We start from the raw sequence: 22,749 nt of genomic DNA on the forward strand, positions 1-22,749 counted from the left end.
CAATAAAAGTGTAAGGATCTATAAATAACATGGTCTCATAACAGAAAAAGAACTTAAATAATCTACGGGGAAATAGAGCCTTTAAATATCATGAAGATAAAACCTCATAACGCCAGCCGTGCCGCTAACAACAGCACATAATATGATTTTATTTTCACAAAAAAAAAGGCCAGCATTTGAGCTGACCTTATAATAACGCTATATAAACTATTAGCTGGTCAGATCACCACAAATAGCCATTAATTGATCACGCATCCAGATATTACCTTTATCTTTCTGTGTTGATTCATGCCAGCTTAGGTAACCCGTGATTTTTGCATTTACAAAAGGTAATGGCAGTACTTTTATTTGTAAGTTTTCAGCCGATGCTTCAGCTAACCAACGCGGTGCAACTGCAATTAATTCAGATTGGCTAACGACAAACATAATATCGTTCAGACTTGCACCTTGATAAGCGTCCTGACAATTTGTTTCACTATGATTATAAATATCATCAGCAAACATTTTTACATCAGACACAGATTTTAACACTGCATGCATTTCATTACTGAATTCATCAGCAGAAATACTGTCACCAATACGAGGGTGATTATTAGCAGCAATAGCCACTAATTCATCACAAAATAACTCTGTGCTACAGAAACCATCTTCATCAAAACGGGTATAGTCAATCACGAAGTCAACTTCTTGATAACGCATTTTTTCTGATAATTCAGCATCAACTTCAGCTTCTAGTTGCAGTTGAATATGTGGTGCTTGTTCGCGCATGGTTGATAATACAGTTGGTGCAAAACGCATATCTGAAGGGCTACAAATTGCGAGTTTAAAAGTGCGGCTTGATGTTGATGGCGCAAAAATAGAGCAAGGTAATTCATTTTTTACCAATTGCAATGCTTGACGTAATGGACCAAACAATTGTTTAGCACGTTGCGTTGGTTGAATACCACGGCCATGACGAATGAAAAGATCATCATTAAACATCACTTTTAAACGCGCAACCGCATTACTTACTGCGGGTTGCGACATACCTAAATTCTGTGCTGCACGAGTAATGTTTTGCTCTTGCATGACGGCATCAAAAACAGTTAATAAATTAAGATCAACACTACGAAGTGTAGATTCCATACTATAATTATCAACTGCAGCAACTGAAGTAGTCGTTCGGCTCATGTATACCTCTAAATATAATTATTATTGGTGCATCGAAACGCTATACTAAATTAGACATTAATTTTTTGTTGTCTACAGTGTCTGCTTTAGATGCCCTTGTTGGGATACCGCAAGTATCAACCATATAGATTGATGTAACTAATAATAGAAAATAAGACAATATGAACAACCACAGATTTAATTATAATTCAGAAATATGATTTGTTAATAATCATATAGTTACACATCAAAGCACCTCTTTTTAATTTAATATAAATAAAATAATCATTAATAAAATAAGATAAAATCCTGTTTTAATTTCAAAGATTATCATTTATTTTCAAATATAAATTCACAATGGGAATATTATATGCTTATTATATATTTACACCATGTATATATAACCCACTTTAAAACCCTCATGTATAAATATAATAACTAATAACAATTATTAAAATTAATAACTATTATTTAAATCCTCCACCAAGAAACATCACTGTTAATTATTTCTTTACAATAAAGCATAATTTTTATGTACGTGTTTTTATCCATATCTCAATTCAATTTTCTCCTGTCCAGACGACACACGTTCATTAAAAGTATAAAAAAAATACAATTTTTGGTTGACCTATAGCCCGTCTATTTGATATTCATTTGTTAACAACATTCATTGGAATCTTTAATAAAATGAAAACACCTTTCTATCTCCTCTTAGCTTTACTCCTCATCGTGACGTAATCACGCGGGTTGCTATCGAGTGGGAAACACCACTAAAGATTTCAAAACCCGCGCAAGCAAGCGCGGGTTTTTTCATATTTTGACCAGCGCAAGTGAATGCGGAACGTAGCCTTATACAGGCCCACATATAAAAGTAAAAGGATGTCACGATGAACAATCAGGTCATTATTTTTGATACTACTTTACGTGACGGTGAACAGGCTTTATCAGCCAGCCTAACCGTCAAAGAAAAATTACAAATTGCTTATGCTCTTGAACGCTTAGGTGTCGATGTTATCGAAGCGGGTTTTCCGGTGTCATCCCCCGGTGACTTTGAATCAGTACAAACCATCGCAACCCACATCAAACAAAGTCGAATATGTGCCTTAGCGCGCGCAGTTGAAAAAGACATTGATGTTGCCGCTGAATCATTAAAGGCAGCTGAAGCATTTCGTATCCATACTTTTATTTCAACCTCTACCGTCCACGTACAAGATAAACTACGCCGCAGCTATGATGATGTAATACAAATGGGGATCGCCGCGGTTAAGCGGGCGCGTAAATACACTGATGATGTTGAGTTCTCATGTGAAGATGCAGGACGAACTCCGATTGATAACCTCTGCAAAATGGTGGAAGCCGCGATTAAAGCGGGCGCAAATACGATTAATATTCCCGATACTGTTGGCTATACCCTGCCAAGTGAATTTGGTGGCATTATCACCCAACTTTTTAATCGCGTACCAAATATCGATAAAGCCATCATCTCGGTGCATTGTCATGATGATCTCGGCATGTCAGTCGCCAATTCAATGGCTGCCATTCAAGCAGGCGCCCGCCAAGTCGAAGGGACGATTAACGGCTTAGGTGAACGTGCTGGTAATTGCGCCCTTGAAGAAATAGCAATGATAATTAAAACCCGTCAATCACTATTGGGGGTCCACACTAATATCAAACATGACGAAATCCACCGCACCAGCAAAATGGTTAGTCAGTTATGTAATATGCCGATTCAAGCCAATAAAGCTATTGTAGGCAGTAACGCTTTTAGCCACTCGTCAGGCATTCACCAAGACGGCATGCTAAAAAATAAAAACACCTACGAAATCATGACCCCAACGTCAATTGGCCTTAAAAATCAGGCATTAAATCTGACCAGTCGTTCTGGCCGTGCTGCGGTGAAAAGTCATATGGACACCCTCGGCTACACTGAACATGAATATGACCTTGATAAACTGTATGCGGATTTCCTTAGCCTTGCCGATCGTAAAGGCCAAGTATTTGATTATGATCTTGAAGCCTTAATGCATTTTTCTAATCTGCGTGATGAAGATGACTTTTTCAAAATAAACTATTTAAGCGTCCAATCTGGCAGCGTAATGGCAACCACCAGCATTAAGCTTCAATGTGGTGATGAAGAAAAATGTGAAGCCGCTGTCGGTAATGGTCCGGTAGATGCCTTGTATCAATGCATCTACCGCTTAACTGGGTATGAGATTGTATTAGACAAGTTTGATCTTACCGCCAAAGGGGAAGGTGAAGATGGTTTAGGCCAAGCGGATATCATTGCTCATTACAAAGGCCGTAAATACCACGGCACGGGTCTTGCGACAGATATTGTTGAAGCGTCGGGTCAGGCTCTGATCCACGTTATCAATAGTATTTATCGAGCCGATCAAATAGCAACGATAAAACAACAACATAACCACTAACGTTATTCATTGACGAATTTAATTTTATTTTTAGTACATTATGGAGAGCACCCACCATGGCAGGTTCATATAATATAGCAGTACTACCCGGTGACGGTATTGGCCCCGAAGTGATGCAACAAGCTCACAAAGTCTTGGCCGCCGTCCAACAGCAATTTGATATAACCCTTGAGTGTCATCAGTTCGATGTTGGTGGTATTGCGATTGATAATCATGGTTGTCCCTTACCGTCCATCACCCTAAAAGGCTGTGAAGCCGCTGATGCGGTATTATTTGGCTCTGTCGGTGGCCCTAAATGGGAACACCTCGCCCCTAATGATCAACCTGAGCGTGGCGCACTCTTACCGCTGCGTAAGCACTTTGAATTGTTTTGTAACTTACGTCCGGCACAAATCCACCGTGGCCTAGAACACTTTTCCCCTCTACGAGCTGATATTTCTGAGCGAGGGTTTGATATTACCGTTGTACGTGAACTCACTGGCGGTATTTACTTTGGCGAGCCCAAAGGTCGTGAAGGCGAAGGCGCACAAGAAAAAGCCTTTGATACTGAAATTTATCACCGCTATGAGATTAAGCGCATTGCTAAAATAGCCTTTGAATCTGCGCGTTTACGCTGTAAGAAAGTCTGCTCCATCGATAAAGCCAATGTACTACAAAGCTCTATATTATGGCGTCAAGTGGTCGAAGAAGTAGCCGCGGATTATCCTGATGTTAGCTTGAGCCACATGTACATTGATAACGCCACCATGCAACTTATCAAAGATCCATCGCAGTTTGATGTGATGCTATGTTCCAATATCTTCGGCGACATTATTTCCGATGAATGCGCCATGATCACCGGCTCAATGGGCATGTTGCCATCTGCAAGTTTAAACCAACAAAAATTTGGTCTCTATGAACCAGCCGGCGGTTCAGCGCCTGATATCGCAGGTAAAAATAGTGCTAACCCCATAGCCCAAATTCTATCAGCAGCCTTGATGTTACGGTATAGCCTTGGTGAAGAAGATGCGGCTCGTGCAATAGAAAAAGCGGTAGCGCAAGCACTAGAAGCGGGGCAACTAACGGCAGATTTGGCGGGTAATAACATCGCCCTGACCACCAGCGAAATGGGTGACAAAATCGCCGCCTATATTCAACATGCATAAGGAACAGCATAATGTCGAATAACACTCCGTCAACGGCAACATCAGCCAAGACACTTTATCAAAAAGTCTATGATGCCCATGTGGTAGTAGCAGCGGCTGGCGAAAACCCAATCTTATATATTGATCGTCATTTAGTGCATGAAGTGACCTCACCACAGGCATTTGATGGGCTGCGCGAACAAAGTCGTCAAGTTCGCCAAGTAAATAAAACTTTTGCCACCATGGATCATAACGTTTCCACTCAAACCAAAGATATTAACGCCAGTGGTGAAATGGCACGAATCCAAATGGAAACCCTAGCAAAAAATTGTGCTGACTTTGGGGTTACCCTTTACGATCTGAATCATAAATATCAAGGTATTGTCCATGTTATGGGGCCAGAACTCGGCATTACCTTGCCCGGAATGACCATTGTTTGTGGGGACTCACATACCGCGACACACGGCGCTTTTGGGGCACTCGCATTTGGTATCGGCACCTCTGAAGTTGAACATGTGTTAGCGACCCAAACTCTTAAACAATCTCGCGCTAAAACCATGAAAATTGAAGTCAAAGGAAAAGTAGCAGCGGGCATTACCGCAAAAGACATCGTGTTAGCGATTATCGGTAAAACTACCGCTGCTGGAGGCACTGGCTATGTGGTGGAATTCTGTGGTGAAGCGATCACGGATCTGACGATGGAAGGTCGTATGACGGTGTGCAATATGGCGATTGAATTGGGTGCTAAAGCAGGCTTAATTGCTCCAGACCAAACCACTTTTGATTATATTAAAGGCCGTAAATTTTCGCCTCAAGGTGCCGATTTAGACGCAGCCATCACTTATTGGCAAACCCTCGCCAGTGATAACAACGCAGAATTTGATGCTATCGTCACTTTAGATGCCACCACAATAAAACCGCAAGTCACATGGGGCACCAACCCCGGTCAAGTGATTGCCGTTGATGATCCGATCCCAGCCCCTGAAAGTTTCAGTGATTTAGTAGAGCAAAAATCGGCTAGAAAAGCCTTGGCTTACATGGGACTAGAACCACATAAATCATTGTCTGATTATGCTGTCGATAAAGTTTTTATCGGTTCTTGTACCAACTCTCGCATCGAAGATATACGTGCAGCCGCCGCGATTGCCAAAGGCCGCAAGGTCGCAGCTAACGTCCAAGCCTTAGTCGTACCTGGTTCTGAGCAAGTCAAAGCTCAAGCAGAACAAGAAGGCCTTGATAAGATCTTTATTGAGGCAGGTTTTGAATGGCGACTACCGGGATGCTCTATGTGTCTTGCAATGAATAATGATCGCTTAGGCCCCCAAGAGCGATGCGCATCCACCAGTAACCGTAACTTTGAAGGTCGTCAGGGCCGAGATGGTCGTACCCACTTAGTCAGCCCAGCAATGGCGGCGGCGGCGGCATGTGCAGGACACTTTGTCGATATTCGTCAACTTGAGCCGCTATCGGCATAATAAGGACATAACTATGACAGGCTTTACTCAGCATACAGGATTGGTAGTACCGTTAAATACCGCCAATATTGATACCGATGCCATTATTCCAAAACAGTTTCTTCAAAAAGTAACCCGTACTGGATTTGGACAACATTTATTTCATGACTGGCGCTTTTTAGATGATGGCGGCCAACAACCTAATCCCGATTTTATAATGAATGCTCCTCGCTACCAAGGTGCAACCATTTTACTGGCACGAGAAAACTTCGGCTGTGGATCATCACGTGAACATGCTCCGTGGGCCCTTGCAGATTACGGCATTAAAGTGATGATCGCCCCCAGTTTTGCTGATATTTTTTATGGCAATTCGATCAATAACCAAATGATCCCTGTTCGTCTTACCGATCAACAGGTTAATGAATTATTTGAATTTGTAGAAACAACCGTCGCCGCTGAGATCACCGTTGATCTAAAAGCAATGACAGTAAATGCCAATAACAAACAATATCCATTTGAAATTGACGAATTTCGTCGTCATTGCTTGTTAAACGGATTAGACAACATCGGCTTAACCCTACAACACCAAACCAAAATTGCTGAGTATGAGGCGAATATTCCCACTTATCTTGCTTAGGTCATCTGTTCAATAAAAAACGCCTGTGAGTAAACAGGCGTTGATTTATGACCTCACTCTTTACACTGCAATAAACCCAGCACCATAACGGTCTTGATCATTCTCTTATCTTTATAAACAGGTTATTTATGCGCATAATGTTGAGCTTGTTACTCATTTTCTGGTCACTGAATATTTTCGCAGCACCAAAGGCCAATCTACTGCCTTATTGGCAAGATCAAGTTACCACCAATCAACAGGATATTGATCATCAGCAATGGCAACAGTTATTAAATAAATATCTGGTTGTAGAACCACACCAAACCCTATTTCGTTACAGCGCAGTGACTCCTGCCGATAAACAAAAATTACATACTTACATCTATCAACTGAGCCAGCTTGATCCTCGCCAATATAATCGTAATGTTCAATTTGCTTATTGGGTTAATCTTTATAATGCCCTTACCGTCCAATTGATCCTTGATAATTATCCACTCACCTCAATTACTAAACTCGGTGGTTTTTTCAGTTTTGGTCCATGGGATCAACCCATTGTTACTATCATGAAGAAAACCCTAAGTTTAAATGACATAGAACATCGTATATTACGTCCGATCTGGCGCGATCCTCGTATTCATTATGCGGTCAATTGCGCCAGCTTAGGGTGCCCTGACTTACTACCTCAAGTCTTTGACAGCCATCAGCTTGAGCAGCAACTGAATACTGCCGCCAGCCGTTTTATTAATAGTAATAAAGGGGTACATACCAACTCAAAGCAAACGACCTTATCATCAATTTATGACTGGTATAGCGTTGATTTTGGTAATAGACAGGCTTTATTACAGCATATAAATCATTATCGACTGCATAAAAAAATCAATGGCGATAACATCAAATTTGATTACAACTGGTTGTTAAATCAGAAGCTATAACTTAACGCTAGTTACGGGTACAATACTCGCGTTCTCATTGGGGAGCCATTAGGCTGAGATTGTTGTTATTATCTTGATTGATATAGCAGAACCCATTGAACCTGAACCAGGTAATGCTGGCGTAGGAATTGAGAAACGCACTGGTATTTCACCACTGCCAATCTGCTATTACAGCATGATACTAAAACCTCTCAAGCCTGTGCCGCTCTCTCTTTTTATTTTGTTTGCAGGATGCTGACATCAGGAGCGCATAGTGAAAATCCGTTATACACTTTTACCGTTAATATCAATGTCGTTACTCTCAAGTAACGTTTTTGCCGCCGATAACACCCTTAATGTTTATACCTACAGCTCGTTTTCATCAGAGTGGGGACCGGGGCCGATCATCAAAAAAGCCTTTGAAGCCCAATGTGACGGTTGCAAGGTTAACTTTGTTTCGTTAGAAGATGGCGTTTCTATTTTAAATAGAGTCCGTTTAGAAGGTAACCGCAGTAAAGCTGATATTCTGTTAGGGCTCGATAACAACCTCATGACCGAAGCCAAACAAACGGGGTTATTAGCCAAGCAACAGGTTGATCTTAGTAAACTCACCCTTCCAAAAGGCTGGCACGACGATACCTTTATTCCTTACGATTACGGCTACTTTGCGTTTGTTTATGACAACACCAAATTACCCCACCCGCCAACCAGTTTAAAAGCGCTGGTTAACGATCAAAACATCAGTGTGATCTACCAAGATCCGCGCACATCAACCCCGGGTCAAGGGCTGATGTTATGGATAAAATCAGTGTACGGTGATAAAGCGACTGCCGCATGGCAACAACTTGCTAAACACACAGTAACGGTAACAAAGGGCTGGTCAGAAGCTTACAGCATGTTCCTTGATGGTGAAGCCGATATGGTGTTGTCATACACCACCTCACCGGCTTATCACATTATGGAAGAGCACAAAAACCAGTATAAAGCGGCTAACTTTAAAGAAGGCCATTACATGCAAGTTGAAGTCGCAGCCAAAATGAAAAACAGCCCGCACCCTAAACTGGCAAATCAATTTATGCAGTTCATTGTCAGTGATAGGTTTCAATCTCAAATTGCGACCCACAACTGGATGTATCCTGTCACCAAACAACCACTGCCCGCCGCATTTAATCAATTAACGGTGCCAGATAAAGCATTAGAATTTAGTGCTGATGAAGTGGCTCACAAGCGTAAAGCATGGATTCGAGAATGGCAGCAAGCGCTGACCCAATAATGGCATACCGCTGTGAATAAACGTGTAACTCAATTATTGCCCGGACTATTAAGTGTCGGGCTTATTCTATTACTGGTGATCGCCGCGATCACCAGCCTTATACTTCATGCTGGACAATGGCAACTGAGTAGCTTATGGCATGATCCTTATCTACGTCATGTGACGCGATTTAGTTTTTACCAAGCCTTGCTGTCTACTTTACTCAGTATTGTGCCTGCAATTGCGATTGCTTACGCACTATCACGACGCAATTTTATAGGTAAACAACTGTTATTACGTTTGTTTGCTATGACTCTAGTGATGCCTGTATTAGTGGCGGTGTTTGGCTTATTAGCGATCTACGGTAAAAGCGGCATCATTAGTCATGGATTAAGCTGGCTCGGATTACCCCGACTCAATATTTATGGTTTAAGCGGCATTTTGCTGGCGCATGTGTTTCTCAACTTACCATTAGCCGTGCGCTTTTTACTCCAAAGTTTAGAATCAATCCCTCATGAACAGCACCAATTAGCCGCCCATTTAGGCATTACTGGTTGGCATAAATTTAAACTTGTCGCTTGGCCTCGACTACGCCAACAATTACCCCATGTAGCCGGGCTTATTTTCATGCTGTGCTTTACCAGTTTTGCGGTGATCATGTCACTGGGTGGCGGCCCTAAATCAACCACCATTGAACTTGCGATTTACCAAGCAATTCGCTACGACTTCGATCTTGCAACTGGTGCGATTTTAGCGCTATGGCAAATGTTACTTTGTGGCGGATTAGTGTTACTGAGCCATCGCTTTGCTAAACCATTAGCAACCTTTAGTGCCTCTGTGGGTAAAAATGTGGTTAATTATCAAGATAATTGGCGGGCAAAATGGTGGGATTGGAGTTGGATCGTGGCTGCAATATTACTGGTGATCCCGCCAATTATTGCCGTTTTTGTTGCTGGGTTAAACCGTCAATTACCGCAGTTATTACAACAACCTGCACTGTGGCATGCGGTCGCTAATTCACTTGAAATTGCGGTCATGGCATGTAGCTTAGCGGTTGTTTTGGGGGTGATGATCTTACTCGCAAGTCGACAATTACGCTTAAATAAACAACGTTTGAGTGCCGATAGTATTGAAATGATCGGCACCATTATTTTAGTTACTCCAGGGCTAGTGTTAAGTACCGGTATTTTCTTATTACTGCGTCAATATACCGATGCCTATGGCGCTGCTTTTTGGGTTGTGGTGGGAGTTAATGCTTTAATGGCACTGCCTTATGTGATCAAAACCCTTAGCCAACCAATGCTGCATATTGCTCAACAATACAATATGTTATGTCATAGTTTAGGCATGCGTGGTTGGTCTCGATTACGGCTTGTAGAATGGCGAGCACTGCGTAAGCCTATCGCACAGTCATTGGCTATCAGCTTGGTATTGTCGCTGGGTGATCTCGGTGCAATTGCTTTGTTCGGTAGTCAAGATTTTCAAACATTACCGCTGTATTTATTCCAATTAATGGGTAGCTATCGCATGGATGGTGCTGCTGTGGCTGCATTATTATTGTTATTACTCAGCTTAGGTTTATTCAGCGCTATTGAATATTGCTTCCAGCCTCGGCGCACCAAAGGCAAACACCATGCTTGATATCAACCAATTATGTTATACCTATCAACCTCAACACCAGCATGAACACCCTATGCCGTTAAGCTTTAACTTTACCCTTCAACAAGGTGATATTGCGGCGTTAATCGGTCCAAGTGGTGCGGGGAAAAGTACCTTATTGGCGCTTATTGCGGGATTTTTACAGCCTGATAGTGGTGAAATTTGTATCCACCAGCAATCAATTATTACGCTTGATCCTGCTCAACGCCCCTTATCAATGCTGTTTCAAGAGCATAATTTATTTCCGCATTTAACGGTCTATGAAAACATTGCTCTTGGCGTTGATCCTCGTCTTAAATTAAGTCCCCAACAACGCCAACAGGTACATGATGCAGCGGAAAAAGTGGGGTTAACGGCGTATTTACCCCGCCTGCCCGAGCAGCTATCAGGCGGACAGCGGCAACGGGTGGCATTAGCGCGCTGTTTAATTCGACAACGGCCTTTATTACTACTTGATGAACCGTTTTCGGCGCTTGATCCTGCGTTACGTAACGACATGCTACAGCTGGTACAGCAACTGGCTCAACAGCAAGCCATCACCGTATTAATGATCACTCATAGCCCTGATGATGCTAAAAAAATCGCCAATAAATGCATTTTTATTGATAACGGAGAAGTAAAAGCATTTGGGGAGACTGATGTACTATTAAACCATCCCCAACAACCAGACTTACGTCATTACTTAGGCTTAGCGTAATAACGGCCATAAACAAAGCCGAGCTCAGTATGTTATCCCTAGAGCTCGGCTTATATTATTAAAACAACAACGATGAACTTAAAGATTTTCTTCCGCAAATTCTGCTAAACGACTTCGCACCACACCATTAATATAAATATTGGCGCTACCCTCAAAGTGTTTAAACCGTTCAACAATGTAAGTTAATCCTGATGTTACTGGTGATAAATAATTGGAATCAATTTGTGCCAAGTTACCCGAGCACACCAACTTAGTTCCCTCACCACAACGGGTAATAATGGTTTTAATCTGTGATGCCGTTAAATTCTGACACTCATCGAGCAATACAAATGCATTTTGAATTGAACGACCGCGCATAAAGTTAATTGATTTAAATTGAATATTGGCTTTGTCAAAAATGTATTTCATTGAACCTTCAGTACACACATCATGTTTATGTAACGCTTCCATGGTATCGGTGACTGCTGCCAACCACGGCAACATTTTTTCTTCTTCAGTGCCGGGTAGAAAACCAATAGATTCTGCGATTTCAGGGGTATTACGCGTAACAATGATCTTGTCATACATGCCTTTTTCTATCACCTGTTCTAACGCTGCCGCCATCGCTAAAATGGTTTTACCACACCCAGCAGGGCCGGTTAAGATCACCAAATCAATGCTAGGATCAAGCATTGCATCCAACGCCATACCTTGATAAATGTTTTTAGGGTGTACCCCCCATGCTTGACGATGCATTAAGCGATCATAACTAATGTCTTTAATGGTGACGTCTTCACCATCAATGGCTTTAATTCGTGCAGCAAAGTCCTCACTGTCATCCAATAGATATTGATTAAGATATGGATTATCAAATAACTCTTTCGGTAACGTATGTAAGGTTGAACGACCCCGATTTTCAGAATGACACTCAGCAACATTGTCCCAGAAATTACCGTTATAACGGTGAAAACCTTTGCTGAGTAAAGCAACATCATCAATCAATTGATCGGAACGGTAATCATCAACATTCAACACCCCAGCCCCTTTGGCTCGTAAGCGCATATTGATATCTTTGGTGACTAATACTACGCTTCTAGGGGCATATTTTTGCTGAAGGAAAAGAACACTATTAAGAATACGGTTATCACCCGCTTTATCACTAAAGGCATGTACCGTTTGTTTGACTTCATAATCAGCAAAAATAGCGATCGTGCCATTATGTGGAATCTGATCATTAAAAGGAATACCCGCTGAAATTTGTTCAGGGGTCGCATCGTGAAAGATATTTTCAAGGGCGCGAATAGCAACCCGCGCATCACGTGAAACATCACGCTTACTGTCTTTAATACGATCTAATTCTTCCAGTACCGTCATCGGAATCACGACGTCATGCTCCTGAAAAGAAAAGATAGCGAGAGGTTCATGAAGCAGAATATTTGTATCAAGTACAAACAGTTTCCGTTCGGCATTGTCCATAAGCACCTCCTTGGTAGGGCGAACAACAATAAACTTGGCTATCACTCTTTTAGCTTACGTCAAAATTAACGTTTGTGTTAATTACCGTATTTATAACGATCAGCGTTCATAACAATTAAAGCATCTATTGATTAAACTAAAATGACATTAATACTCACGCTTCTTTTACACACTTTCACCGTGACCTTAATCACATCATGCAGTAACATGACTCCCCCATTTTGAATTATGCGTATGTCATATTATTCATCTATGCATTTAGTTTTATTATAGACGATAAACAGACAACGCGAATTATAACATTTTCCTTTATATCAAATAATTAGAAGGTTTTTAGCACTATGCCATTTGCTTTGGGTCAACGTTGGATCAGTGATACAGAAAGTGATTTAGGTTTGGGCACAGTCGTCGCTATTGAGCCACGTACTGTTAGCTTGATGTTTCCAGCATCAGATGAAAACCGTTTATACGCTCGACATGATGCACCAGTTACCCGTGTAATGTTCAATGTTGGTGATGTGATTGAAAGCCACGAAGGCTGGTCGTTAAAAGTTGAAGCGATCGAAGAAGATAAAGGAATTATCACTTATATCGGTACCCGTATAGATACCGAAGAAAGCGATGTCGCGTTACGTGAAATATTTTTAAGCCATCAAATTCGTTTTAATAAACCGCAAGATAAATTATTTGCAGGTCAAATCGATCGTATGGATCGATTTGCATTACGTTACCGCGCGCTAAAAAATCAATATGAACAACTAAAAAGTCCATTACGTGGCTTATGTGGTATGCGTGCAGGCTTAATTCCGCACCAGCTTTACATTGCTCATGAAGTCGGTCGTCGTTATGCACCACGCGTTTTACTTGCGGATGAAGTAGGTTTAGGTAAAACCATTGAAGCGGGCATGATCATCCACCAGCAGGTGCTATCTGGCCGTGCTGAACGTATTCTGATTTTAGTCCCTGAAACCCTACAGCACCAATGGCTTGTAGAAATGATGCGTCGCTTTAACCTTCACTTTTCTATTTTTGATGAAGAGCGTTGTGTTGAATCGTTGGCGGATGCGGCTAACCCATTTGATACTGCACAATTTGTATTGTGTTCACTTGATTTCCTACGTAAAAGCCGTCGTCGCTTTGAACAAGCATTAGATGCTGATTGGGATCTATTGATTGTCGATGAAGCGCATCACCTTGAGTGGAGTGAAGAGCGCCCAAGCCGTCAATACCAAGTCGTTGAAGCGATTGCTGAAAAAACCCCTGGCGTATTATTGCTAACCGCGACCCCAGAACAATTAGGCCGTGAAAGTCACTTTGCTCGCTTACGCTTATTAGATCCTGATCGTTTTTATGATTATGAAGCCTTTGTTGAAGAAGAGCGTCTATACGAACCCGTTGCCGATGCTGTATCTCAATTACTTGCAGGTGAAAAACTTAATAGCGATGCTAAGCAAACCTTAATCGAATTGCTTGCAGGTCAGAATGTTGAGCCAATGATCACTGCGATTGAAAATGCAGTTACAGCCGACGACGCAGAAGCCCTTGAAGCACGTCACGAATTGATCCGTAACTTAATGGATCGTCATGGTACTGGCCGCGTATTATTCCGTAACACCCGTTCGGCAATCAAAGGTTTCCCTAAACGTCACCTTAATATGTATCCACTGCCGATGCCAAATCAATACAGCACTGCGATGCGTGTTGCTGGCATGATGTCAGGCAAACTAAGCATTAACGAAAAAGCAATTAAGCTGCTTTATCCTGAAGATATCTATCAAGAGTTTGAAGGTGAATCAGCCACATGGTGGAACTTTGATCCTCGCATTAACTGGCTGTTAGATATGCTAAAAGCCAATCGTAATGAGAAAGTATTGGTGATCTGTTCTCGTGCTCAAACTGCATTAACGTTAGAGCAAGCCCTGCGTGAGCGTGAAGGTATTCGTGCCACCGTGTTCCACGAAGGGATGTCAATCATTGAGCGTGATAAAGCGGCGGCGTATTTTGCGCAAGAAGAAAGTGGCGCACAGGTATTGATCTGTTCAGAGATTGGTTCAGAAGGCCGTAACTTCCAGTTTGCTAATCAACTAGTGATGTTCGATTTACCGAGCAACCCTGACTTGTTAGAGCAACGTATTGGCCGTTTAGATCGTATCGGTCAACAACGTGAAATTGAAATCCACGTACCGTACCTTGAAGGCACTTCACAAGCGTTATTGGCACGTTGGTTCAACGAAGGCTTAAATGCGTTTGAAGAAACCTGCCCAACGGGTCGTCCTGTCTATGAAGCAGTATGTGAAGATTTAATTACGCTACTTGCCAGTGATAAGCAAGACAGTGACGCACTAGAAGCGGTGATCACTCAAAGTGCTGCGCTACATAACGAACTCAAAACTAAGCTAGAGCAAGGTCGTGACCGCTTACTTGAAATTCACTCCAATGGTGGCGAAGCTGCTCAGCAATTAGTGGAACAAATTAGCAGTAAAGATGGCGACACTAACTTAGTCTCTTTCGCACTAGGCTTATTTGATACGATTGGCCTTAACCAAGACGATAAAGGTGAAAATGCGATTGTAGTAACACCATCAGAACATATGATGGTTGCAAGCTACCCAGGCTTACCTTATGACGGTTGCACCATCACTTTTAATCGTAACACCGCACTATCACGTGAAGATCTGCACTTTATCAGCTGGGAACACCCAATGATTCAAGGTGGTATCGAATTACTATTGAGTGAAGGCGTTGGTACGACTGCGGTTTCATTACTGAAAAATAAAGCATTACCTGTCGGCACGTTATTATTAGAACTGATTTACGTGGTTGATGCACAAGCACCAAAGCAATCAGGTATTGGACGTTTCTTACCGAAAACACCGATTCGTATTCTACTTGATAGCAAAGGTAACAACCTTTCTGCCAATGTTGAGTTTGAAAGTTTTAACCGTCAGTTAAGCCCGATTAACCGCCATTTGAGCAGTAAATTAGTTAACTCAGTGCAAAAAGAAATCCATACGCTAATTGCCCATGCTGAACGCGAAATTGACAAAGAATTAGTCACTATTCGTAGCCAAGCACAAGCCGAGATGGAAGCCACATTACAAGCTGAACATCAACGTTTACTGGCATTAAAAGCTGTCAATCCAAACATTCGTGATGACGAGTTAGAGTTAATCGAAACCCAAATTTCAGATTTAACCGATTACATCGCCAAAGCGCAAATTCAATTGGATTCATTACGTTTAATTGTTGTTAGCCATAACTAATTACTAATGTTTTCATCATGAATATTTAGCCGCCAATTATATGTTTACTACATTTAATCGGCGGCTTTTTTATGGCTATAACATTATAGACATACCAATTTTAAGATATTCATATTAGTATGCTGACCAAATTTTTCACTCTCACCGACGAGCGCATCATGAAACCATTGCCAGTGTTGAACTATAATCCGCCTACCGATCCTTGGTTAGACACTCTTTTTATTGATAGTGATATTATTGCCGTCAACAAACCATCAGGTCTGCTCTCAAATCCAGGTCGTCAGCCTGAGCACTATGACAGTGTATTTGCGCGCGTATTAGCTCAATATCCTCAATCACAAATTGTACATCGGTTAGATATGGGCACCTCAGGCTTAATTGTACTGGCATTAAATAAAGCCGCTGAACGTCATTTCAAAGCACAATTTCGTGAGCGTGAAACCAAAAAAGTGTATTACGCACGAGTCTGGGGACAGATGGAACATGATACGGGTACGGTTGATTTGCCACTAATTTGTGACTGGCCCAATCGTCCTCGTCAAAAAGTCTGTTTTGATGACGGCAAACCATCAGTGACTCACTATGAAGTATTAAGTCGTGATGAAAACAGCACCTTAGTGCGCTTATTACCAATTACTGGCCGCTCACATCAATTGCGCGTACATATGCAAGCACTAGGACACCCCATTTTAGGTGATAAATTCTATGCTAACGATGAAGCGATTGCCGCATCACCACGACTGTTATTGCACGCAGCAGAGCTAACATTTACCCATCCAGGGACTGATGAGCCAATGCATCTTTTTGCACCGTGTGAGTTTTATCCACAAGCACCAACCCAAACAATTTACCCATAAGCGGTAGGCTTCTTTCACAATGAATGCTAGCGTAAAGCCTGCATTCATTGTTTATTGAGACGACCCATGGAAACCATCGTTTTTCTTGATCATGGCACTATTCCGGCACACATTAGTTTTCCTCGTCCCGCTTTCTGCCACCAATGGCATCAACACGACACAACCACACCATCACAAGTAATTGCACGCCTACAACAGGCTACGATTGCAATCACCAATAAAGTTATCCTCAATAGTCAGGTTCTGGCCCAGTTACCACAACTTAAATTTATCGCTATTGCCGCAACAGGGACTAACAACGTCGATCTCGACTATTGTCACAATCACAATATCAAAGTCGCCAATATTCAAGGCTATGCCACTCGCTCGGTACCTGAACATGTTATCGCGATGATCTTTGCCCTCAAACGCAATCTTGCAGGCTATCAACAAGACATCACTAACGGTGAATGGCAACGTCAGCAACAATTTTGTTTTTTCACCCATTCCATTACTGATGTCGCAGGATCAACCTTAGGGATCATGGGTAACGGCAGTTTAGGTCAAGCCGTTGCAACGGTTGCTAAAGCCCTCGGAATGAACATTCTATTTGCCGAACATGCAGGGGCAACCCAATGCCGTGATGGCTACCATCCCTTTGAGCAAGTTCTGCGGGAAGCTGACATCATTAGCTTGCACTGTCCACTGACAGCAACCACTAAAAATATGATTGCCGCGCCACAATTGGCACTGATGAAATCAAGCGCAATAATTATTAATACCAGCCGTGGCGGTCTGATTAACGAACAAGCCTTAGTGGATGCGCTACTCTCACGCCAAATAGCGGGTGCGGGTATCGATGTGTTTACAACCGAGCCCGCATTACCGTCAAATCCTTTAATCGCTCATAGTCAGTTACCAAACCTGATTTTAACGCCTCATGTGGCGTGGGGATCAGACTCTGCCATTCAAACATTAGTGAATCAATTGATTGATAATATTAATAGCTTCCATCAAGGCACCGATAAAAATCAGCTCTAATCTCAAATTTTAACCACAAAAAAGCGAGCATTGCGCTCGCTTTTTTTATTACGGTTCAACCATCGTTTCCGTTAGTTGACTATTTAAAGCCTTTTTCTTTACGGATCAAATCATAAGCCGCTTGTAACTCTTGGGTTTTTTGCTTAGCGATTTCCATCATTTCTGGTGGTAAACCTTTTGCTGCTAATTTATCCGGATGGTGTTCATTCATTTGTTTACGGTAAGCACGTTTCACTTCTTGTGCTGACGCTTCATCATTAACACCCAACACATTAAACGCATCGGCTAATTGATCGCGAGTGGGTGGCGCTTTAAAACTACCGCCTTGCTGCTGATGATAACCGCCTTGTTGAAAACGGAATGCGGCTTCTTGCATTTGCAAACGTTGCTCTAATTGCGCTTCTGAGAAACCAAGATAACGGGCAATAACATGCAATAATTCACGCTCTTTCGGATGTAACTCACCATCCGCAAACGCGGCTTGAATTTGAAGTTCTAAGAAAAACTGTAATAGATCTGCACGCCCAGCACGGCTACGAACGCGATTAAGGGTTTCTTCTAGGGGGAAATTATCTTCTTTACCATTACGAAATGCATTTTGCGCTTGGCGACGAGACTCACCCTGTAGACCCATACGATCCATAATCGTACTAGCGACACGAATTTCGTTTTCAGTGACGCGACCTTTGGCTTTAGCCATGTGCCCCATGGTGGCAAAACAAGCATTAAAAAACTCTGCTTGGCGCTCGGCACTAGTGGCATTCTTACCACCAAAACCGCCAAAACCACCATTCATTTGGCGGGCATACGCTTTATCAAATTGATGACCAATAAATAAGCCAATTAAAAAACCTATATATTTAGGGCCAAGTAATATTCCCAGTAGAGCACCGAAAATTTTTCCCCATATACCCGTTCTCTGCATTCTATACTCTCTGGTAGTTCGTTAATTTTTTCACTGTTTACCCAACAGCATGCGCTGAAAAGATGCCGTCGCGTTAAATTTGCATTATGATAGCTGTCATTTATCGGGAATGCTTGTAAAAAGCGCAACAATTCGCCTTGCACCAAATTGATACAGGAATGTTGAATTAGATGTCACTTACCTCTCACAGTTTACTAGCCACAATGATTAGCTTAGCCCTTTATGGCCCAGCAATGGCAGCTGACATTACCTCTACAAGTGGTGATAGTCACAACCAAAAAACCATTGCCAATCCTGCTAATAATGCAATTAATGGTAACAAAAATCCAATTGCGATGGTACGTGGTGTCTGCATCCCGGAAAAAGATCGCAAACAAGATACCAATAACGAACCGATCCATATCAGTGCTAACCGTGTTGAAGCGCAACAAAACAAAGCCGCAGTGTATTCTGGTGATGTCGTAGTGAAACAAGGCACGCGGACGATTATTGCCGATAAAGCAACCTTACAACAACCCACCAACATTGTTACCGCTAATGGCAATGTTTTCTATCAAGATGGCGGCATGGATATCGATGCTAAAAGCTTAACCAGCAATCTTGATACCAAAGATGCCCAAATGCATGATGCGGTCTATCAAATGACCTGTCAGGCAGGCCGTGGTGACGCTAAATTAATTGAACGCCGCAATGTTGATGGCACTCAGTTTTACAAGATGACAGATGGTACGTACACCACCTGTCCAGATAACGATAAAAGCTGGCGTTTTGCCGCAGGTAGTTTAGATCGTGATGGTGACTCACCATTCGCGGATCTGTATAACGCCCGCTTTGAAGTCCTTGATGTACCTGTTTTTTATCTACCATGGTTACGTGTTCCAGTCACCGATCAACGCCTTACTGGTTTTCTATATCCGTCAATTAGCTACGGTTCGAAAAACGGTATGGAGTTAGAAACACCTTTTTACTGGAACATAGCTCCCAATTACGATTTAACTTTTACCCCTAAGTATATGAATCACAGAGGATTACAGTTAACCTCTGAGTTCCGTTATTTGTCTGATTTTGGTCAAGGTAAAGTAATCGGTGAATATTTAGGTCACGATAAAAAATACCAAGACTACGATAAACGTTGGGGTTTCCAATGGACACACAGCGGTATTATCGATAAAAACTGGTTGCTGAATATTGATTACAGCAAAGTCAGTGACGCACAATATTTTGATGACGTTGACTCAATTATTGGTCAGCGTGAAGATAATAACTTACTACAAACGGCATCATTGGCTTATCGTAATGATAATTGGGACACCAACTTAATGGTGCGTGACTTCCAACCACTAACTGAAAGTGGCCAAGGCACGCAATACCGTTTAATGCCTCAATTATCAAGCACTTACTACAAATCAAATTTACCTTACGGTTTAGATTTTAGTTTACCAATGAGCATCAGTAAATTTGATACTGATGATAGATCCAAGCCGACAGCAGATCGCGTAACAGTAGAACCAACATTAACCTTGCCGTATGCAACACCTTGGTGGTCAGTCACCACCCAAGCTAAATTAATGTATGCCCATTACAATCAACAATTTGATGTTCAGGCGAACCCAGATCTTAACACTCTCGACAAAACAGCAAACCGTACGGTGCCAGAGTTTAGAGTCAACAGTAGCTTGTATTTTGAACGTGATACATCAATCATGGGCGAACATTACACTCAAAGTTTAGAGCCACAGCTACAATATTTATACGTTAAAAATGTTGATCAAAGTGGCATCTATAACCCCGTTAATTATAACGGTGGCGGCTATGATTCAACCCGCTTACAACAAGACTATTACGGTCTATTTAGCGATCGTACTTATAGTGGTCATGATTACATTGCGCCAGCTAACCAATTTACGGTCGGTGCCACAACGCGTTATTATGATGCAAACTTTAAGGAACGTTTTACCCTTTCATTGGGTCAAATTTTCTATATTGATAAACCCGTCGCTGATGGCACTGATGCAAAAAGCTATTCTGCAACTGCATTAGAAACCGAATTCAATCTTGATGATAATTTATTCTTCAAGAGTGCAATGCAATATGATTCAAGTGAAAATGAGGTTCAACAAGGCAGCACTGCGGTTGAATACCGTAATGGTCGCGTTTTTGTCCAACCAAGTTATCGCTATGTATCCAGTAGTTATTTAACCAAATATGTTGAAAACCCTAACATTGAAGTCAATGGTAAGCGTGATGGTATTTCACAATTAGGTCTCTCTGCTGGCTTCCCTATTAACGATAATATTGATATTACTGCGGATTATTTCCAAGATATGAATGTCAATAAAATGCTAGAGAGTCGCGTAGGCTTAGTGTACCGCTCAGCATGTTGGATGATAGGTTTAAGCTATAATCGCTATGCAAAAGATCCATTGAACCAAGATTTTACCGAATACGACAGCAATGTTAGTTTCTCGTTTAGTCTCCTTGGGCTTCAAGGTGCGCGACCATTTGGTCAAACATCGGCAGATGATGGCGGCAATATTCTGGGTTATGCAGACCCATTTACACTTAAAAATTAATGATCGTGGCGATAATACATATCGCCACTCAACATGACGGACTATAAATGAAAAAGTGGAAATATTCGGCGCTAAGCGTAATGCTCATGGGTATGACTGCAACAGCAGTTGCGGCACCTCAACTGCAAGAGTTAAATCAAATTGTCACCACAGTGAATGATGGCGTTATTTTACAAAGCGACGTTAATGCGATGTTGAAAACCGTCCATCTTAATGCTGCGGCAGAAGGCCAACAACTGCCTCCTAACAATATTTTACGCCAGCAAGTGATGGACAAACTGATCATGGAAAACTTGCAAATCCAGCAAGCACAACAGCTGGGTTTACGCATTGATGATAGCCAATTAGATCAAGCCGTTGCTGATGTTGCTAAACAACGTAAAATGACCGTAGCGCAATTGCGTCAAGATTTAGCCAGTGCGGGTATTAGCTACCCTATGTTCCGTGAACAATTACGTAACGATATGCTAGCCTCTGAAGCACGTACTATTATTGTCCGTAAACGCGTCAATATTCTTCCCCAAGAAGTTGATAGCTTAGCGGCACAATTAGCAAAACAAACCCAACAAAATGTGCAATATAACATCAGTCAAATTCAAATTGCAGTTGACGATGGTGCAGATAAAGCCACCCGTGAAAAAGCCAAACAAGAAGCAGATAAAATTTATGCCGAGCTAAAACAGGGGGCTAATTTTGCTGAACTGGCTTACCGTTATTCAAAAGGTCCTAAAGCCCTAAAAGGTGGTGAGTGGGGTTGGATGAGCAAAGAAGAAATGCCTACTATCTTTGCTGACCAAATCAAAACCAGTAGCAAAGACAGTGTCATCGGTCCTTTCCGTAGCGGCGTTGGTTACCATATTTTAAAAATTAATGATGTTAAAGGCATGCCAACCGTTTCAGTGGTTGAAGTGAAAGCACGTCATATTTTAATTAAAACATCTGTTATTTTAAGTGATGCCGCCGCTAAAAAAGAATTACAACAAATTCGCCAAAAGATCATCAGTGGTAAAGAAACCTTTGCTGCCGCTGCAAAACAATACAGTGCAGATCCTGGTTCTGCGGCTAACGGTGGTCAACTAGGCTGGCAGGTACCGTCAATCTATGCGCCTGCTTTTGAAAAAGAAGTAGAAACATTACCTATTGATCAAATTAGCCAACCGTTTAAATCTCAATTTGGCTGGCACATTGTTGAAGTTGAAGGCCGTCGTAATGTCGATCGCACCGAAGCGGCATTAAAAAATCGTGCGGCTCAAATCCTATTTAATCGTAAGTTTAATGAAGAAGCACAAACCTGGTTACAAGACCTACGTGCTGGCGCATATATTGAACAAATGAATAAGGTAAATAATGGCTAATAACAAGCAT

The 22,749-nt window shown here is 41.9% G+C and carries 16 protein-coding genes and 1 riboswitch; of the genes, 13 read left to right on the forward strand and 3 right to left on the reverse strand.

Annotated elements, in window-relative coordinates; all coding sequences use genetic code 11:
• Positions 1-210 precede the first annotated feature (210 nt).
• Positions 211-1,170, reverse strand: coding sequence for a transcriptional regulator LeuO (gene leuO, locus C9J51_RS15005; protein ID WP_045039660.1), 960 nt, complete (start codon positions 1,168-1,170; stop codon positions 211-213).
• 866 nt (positions 1,171-2,036) lie between these two features.
• Between leuO and leuA the strand changes: the two genes are divergently transcribed.
• The 8 genes from leuA (at position 2,037) to thiQ (ending at position 11,291) form a co-directional block, all read left to right on the forward strand.
• Positions 2,037-3,578 (forward strand): 2-isopropylmalate synthase, encoded by a 1,542-nt coding sequence (leuA, locus tag C9J51_RS15010; protein WP_045039661.1) that lies wholly within the window; start codon positions 2,037-2,039, stop codon positions 3,576-3,578.
• 56 nt (positions 3,579-3,634) lie between these two features.
• Complete coding sequence (gene leuB, locus C9J51_RS15015) at positions 3,635-4,723, forward strand: 3-isopropylmalate dehydrogenase (RefSeq protein ID WP_045039662.1); 1,089 nt, start codon at positions 3,635-3,637, stop codon at positions 4,721-4,723.
• Positions 4,724-4,734: 11 nt separating this feature from the next.
• Positions 4,735-6,177, forward strand: coding sequence for a 3-isopropylmalate dehydratase large subunit (gene leuC, locus C9J51_RS15020; protein WP_045039663.1), 1,443 nt, complete (start codon positions 4,735-4,737; stop codon positions 6,175-6,177).
• A gap of 13 nt (positions 6,178-6,190) precedes the next feature.
• Complete coding sequence (gene leuD, locus C9J51_RS15025; RefSeq protein ID WP_045036352.1) at positions 6,191-6,793, forward strand: 3-isopropylmalate dehydratase small subunit; 603 nt, start codon at positions 6,191-6,193, stop codon at positions 6,791-6,793.
• 128 nt (positions 6,794-6,921) lie between these two features.
• Positions 6,922-7,704, forward strand: coding sequence for a DUF547 domain-containing protein (locus C9J51_RS15030; RefSeq protein WP_045036351.1), 783 nt, complete (start codon positions 6,922-6,924; stop codon positions 7,702-7,704).
• 28 nt (positions 7,705-7,732) lie between these two features.
• A riboswitch (TPP riboswitch) is annotated at positions 7,733-7,849 on the forward strand.
• 144 nt (positions 7,850-7,993) lie between these two features.
• Complete coding sequence (thiB, locus tag C9J51_RS15035; protein ID WP_082301456.1) at positions 7,994-8,956, forward strand: thiamine ABC transporter substrate binding subunit; 963 nt, start codon at positions 7,994-7,996, stop codon at positions 8,954-8,956.
• 12 nt (positions 8,957-8,968) lie between these two features.
• Positions 8,969-10,576: a thiamine/thiamine pyrophosphate ABC transporter permease ThiP gene (gene thiP, locus C9J51_RS15040; RefSeq protein WP_045039664.1), complete on the forward strand. Its 1,608-nt coding sequence runs from the start codon at positions 8,969-8,971 to the stop codon at positions 10,574-10,576.
• Complete coding sequence (gene thiQ, locus C9J51_RS15045; RefSeq protein WP_107237511.1) at positions 10,569-11,291, forward strand: thiamine ABC transporter ATP-binding protein; 723 nt, start codon at positions 10,569-10,571, stop codon at positions 11,289-11,291. The genes thiP and thiQ overlap by 8 nt, the downstream gene beginning before the upstream one ends.
• A gap of 78 nt (positions 11,292-11,369) precedes the next feature.
• On the opposite strand, the gene C9J51_RS15050 is transcribed toward thiQ, so the two are convergent.
• On the reverse strand, positions 11,370-12,746 hold the full coding sequence (locus C9J51_RS15050; RefSeq protein ID WP_045039665.1) for a PhoH family protein: 1,377 nt from the start codon (positions 12,744-12,746) through the stop codon (positions 11,370-11,372).
• Positions 12,747-13,087: 341 nt separating this feature from the next.
• Here C9J51_RS15050 and rapA point away from each other — a divergent pair, with 341 nt between their 5' ends.
• From rapA to C9J51_RS15065, 3 genes are all read left to right on the forward strand, one after another.
• A complete protein-coding gene (gene rapA / locus C9J51_RS15055; protein ID WP_107275233.1) occupies positions 13,088-16,009 on the forward strand; it encodes an RNA polymerase-associated protein RapA in 2,922 nt (973 codons plus the stop codon).
• Between the two features lie 158 nt (positions 16,010-16,167).
• Complete coding sequence (gene rluA / locus C9J51_RS15060; RefSeq protein WP_045039666.1) at positions 16,168-16,866, forward strand: bifunctional tRNA pseudouridine(32) synthase/23S rRNA pseudouridine(746) synthase RluA; 699 nt, start codon at positions 16,168-16,170, stop codon at positions 16,864-16,866.
• A gap of 66 nt (positions 16,867-16,932) precedes the next feature.
• Complete coding sequence (locus C9J51_RS15065; protein ID WP_107275234.1) at positions 16,933-17,886, forward strand: D-2-hydroxyacid dehydrogenase; 954 nt, start codon at positions 16,933-16,935, stop codon at positions 17,884-17,886.
• 79 nt (positions 17,887-17,965) lie between these two features.
• Here the strand turns inward: C9J51_RS15065 and djlA are convergent, their stop codons facing one another.
• Complete coding sequence (gene djlA / locus C9J51_RS15070) at positions 17,966-18,811, reverse strand: co-chaperone DjlA (RefSeq protein WP_045039667.1); 846 nt, start codon at positions 18,809-18,811, stop codon at positions 17,966-17,968.
• Positions 18,812-18,981: 170 nt separating this feature from the next.
• Here djlA and lptD point away from each other — a divergent pair, with 170 nt between their 5' ends.
• Both lptD and surA read left to right on the forward strand, forming a co-directional pair.
• Entirely contained in the window at positions 18,982-21,384 is a 2,403-nt protein-coding gene (gene lptD, locus C9J51_RS15075) for an LPS assembly protein LptD (RefSeq protein ID WP_045039668.1), read from the forward strand.
• A gap of 47 nt (positions 21,385-21,431) precedes the next feature.
• On the forward strand, positions 21,432-22,739 hold the full coding sequence (surA, locus tag C9J51_RS15080; RefSeq protein ID WP_045036343.1) for a peptidylprolyl isomerase SurA: 1,308 nt from the start codon (positions 21,432-21,434) through the stop codon (positions 22,737-22,739).
• Positions 22,740-22,749 lie beyond the last annotated feature (10 nt).

The sequence above is a fragment of the Photobacterium iliopiscarium genome (assembly GCF_003026395.1).
In the GTDB taxonomy this organism is placed as follows: Bacteria; Pseudomonadota; Gammaproteobacteria; order Enterobacterales; family Vibrionaceae; genus Photobacterium; species Photobacterium iliopiscarium.

Excerpts from the sequence above, each read along its gene's own strand:
- leuO (WP_045039660.1), bottom strand. The coding sequence starts at position 1,170 with ATGAGCCGAACGACTACTTCAGTTGCTGCAGTTGATAATTATAGTATG.
- leuA (WP_045039661.1), top strand. The coding sequence starts at position 2,037 with ATGAACAATCAGGTCATTATTTTTGATACTACTTTACGTGACGGTGAA.
- leuB (WP_045039662.1), top strand. The coding sequence starts at position 3,635 with ATGGCAGGTTCATATAATATAGCAGTACTACCCGGTGACGGTATTGGC.
- leuC (WP_045039663.1), top strand. The coding sequence starts at position 4,735 with ATGTCGAATAACACTCCGTCAACGGCAACATCAGCCAAGACACTTTAT.
- leuD (WP_045036352.1), top strand. The coding sequence starts at position 6,191 with ATGACAGGCTTTACTCAGCATACAGGATTGGTAGTACCGTTAAATACC.
- C9J51_RS15030 (WP_045036351.1), top strand. The coding sequence starts at position 6,922 with ATGCGCATAATGTTGAGCTTGTTACTCATTTTCTGGTCACTGAATATT.
- thiB (WP_082301456.1), top strand. The coding sequence starts at position 7,994 with ATGTCGTTACTCTCAAGTAACGTTTTTGCCGCCGATAACACCCTTAAT.
- thiQ (WP_107237511.1), top strand. The coding sequence starts at position 10,569 with ATGCTTGATATCAACCAATTATGTTATACCTATCAACCTCAACACCAG.
- C9J51_RS15050 (WP_045039665.1), bottom strand. The coding sequence starts at position 12,746 with ATGGACAATGCCGAACGGAAACTGTTTGTACTTGATACAAATATTCTG.
- rapA (WP_107275233.1), top strand. The coding sequence starts at position 13,088 with ATGCCATTTGCTTTGGGTCAACGTTGGATCAGTGATACAGAAAGTGAT.
- rluA (WP_045039666.1), top strand. The coding sequence starts at position 16,168 with ATGAAACCATTGCCAGTGTTGAACTATAATCCGCCTACCGATCCTTGG.
- C9J51_RS15065 (WP_107275234.1), top strand. The coding sequence starts at position 16,933 with ATGGAAACCATCGTTTTTCTTGATCATGGCACTATTCCGGCACACATT.
- djlA (WP_045039667.1), bottom strand. The coding sequence starts at position 18,811 with ATGCAGAGAACGGGTATATGGGGAAAAATTTTCGGTGCTCTACTGGGA.
- lptD (WP_045039668.1), top strand. The coding sequence starts at position 18,982 with ATGTCACTTACCTCTCACAGTTTACTAGCCACAATGATTAGCTTAGCC.
- surA (WP_045036343.1), top strand. The coding sequence starts at position 21,432 with ATGAAAAAGTGGAAATATTCGGCGCTAAGCGTAATGCTCATGGGTATG.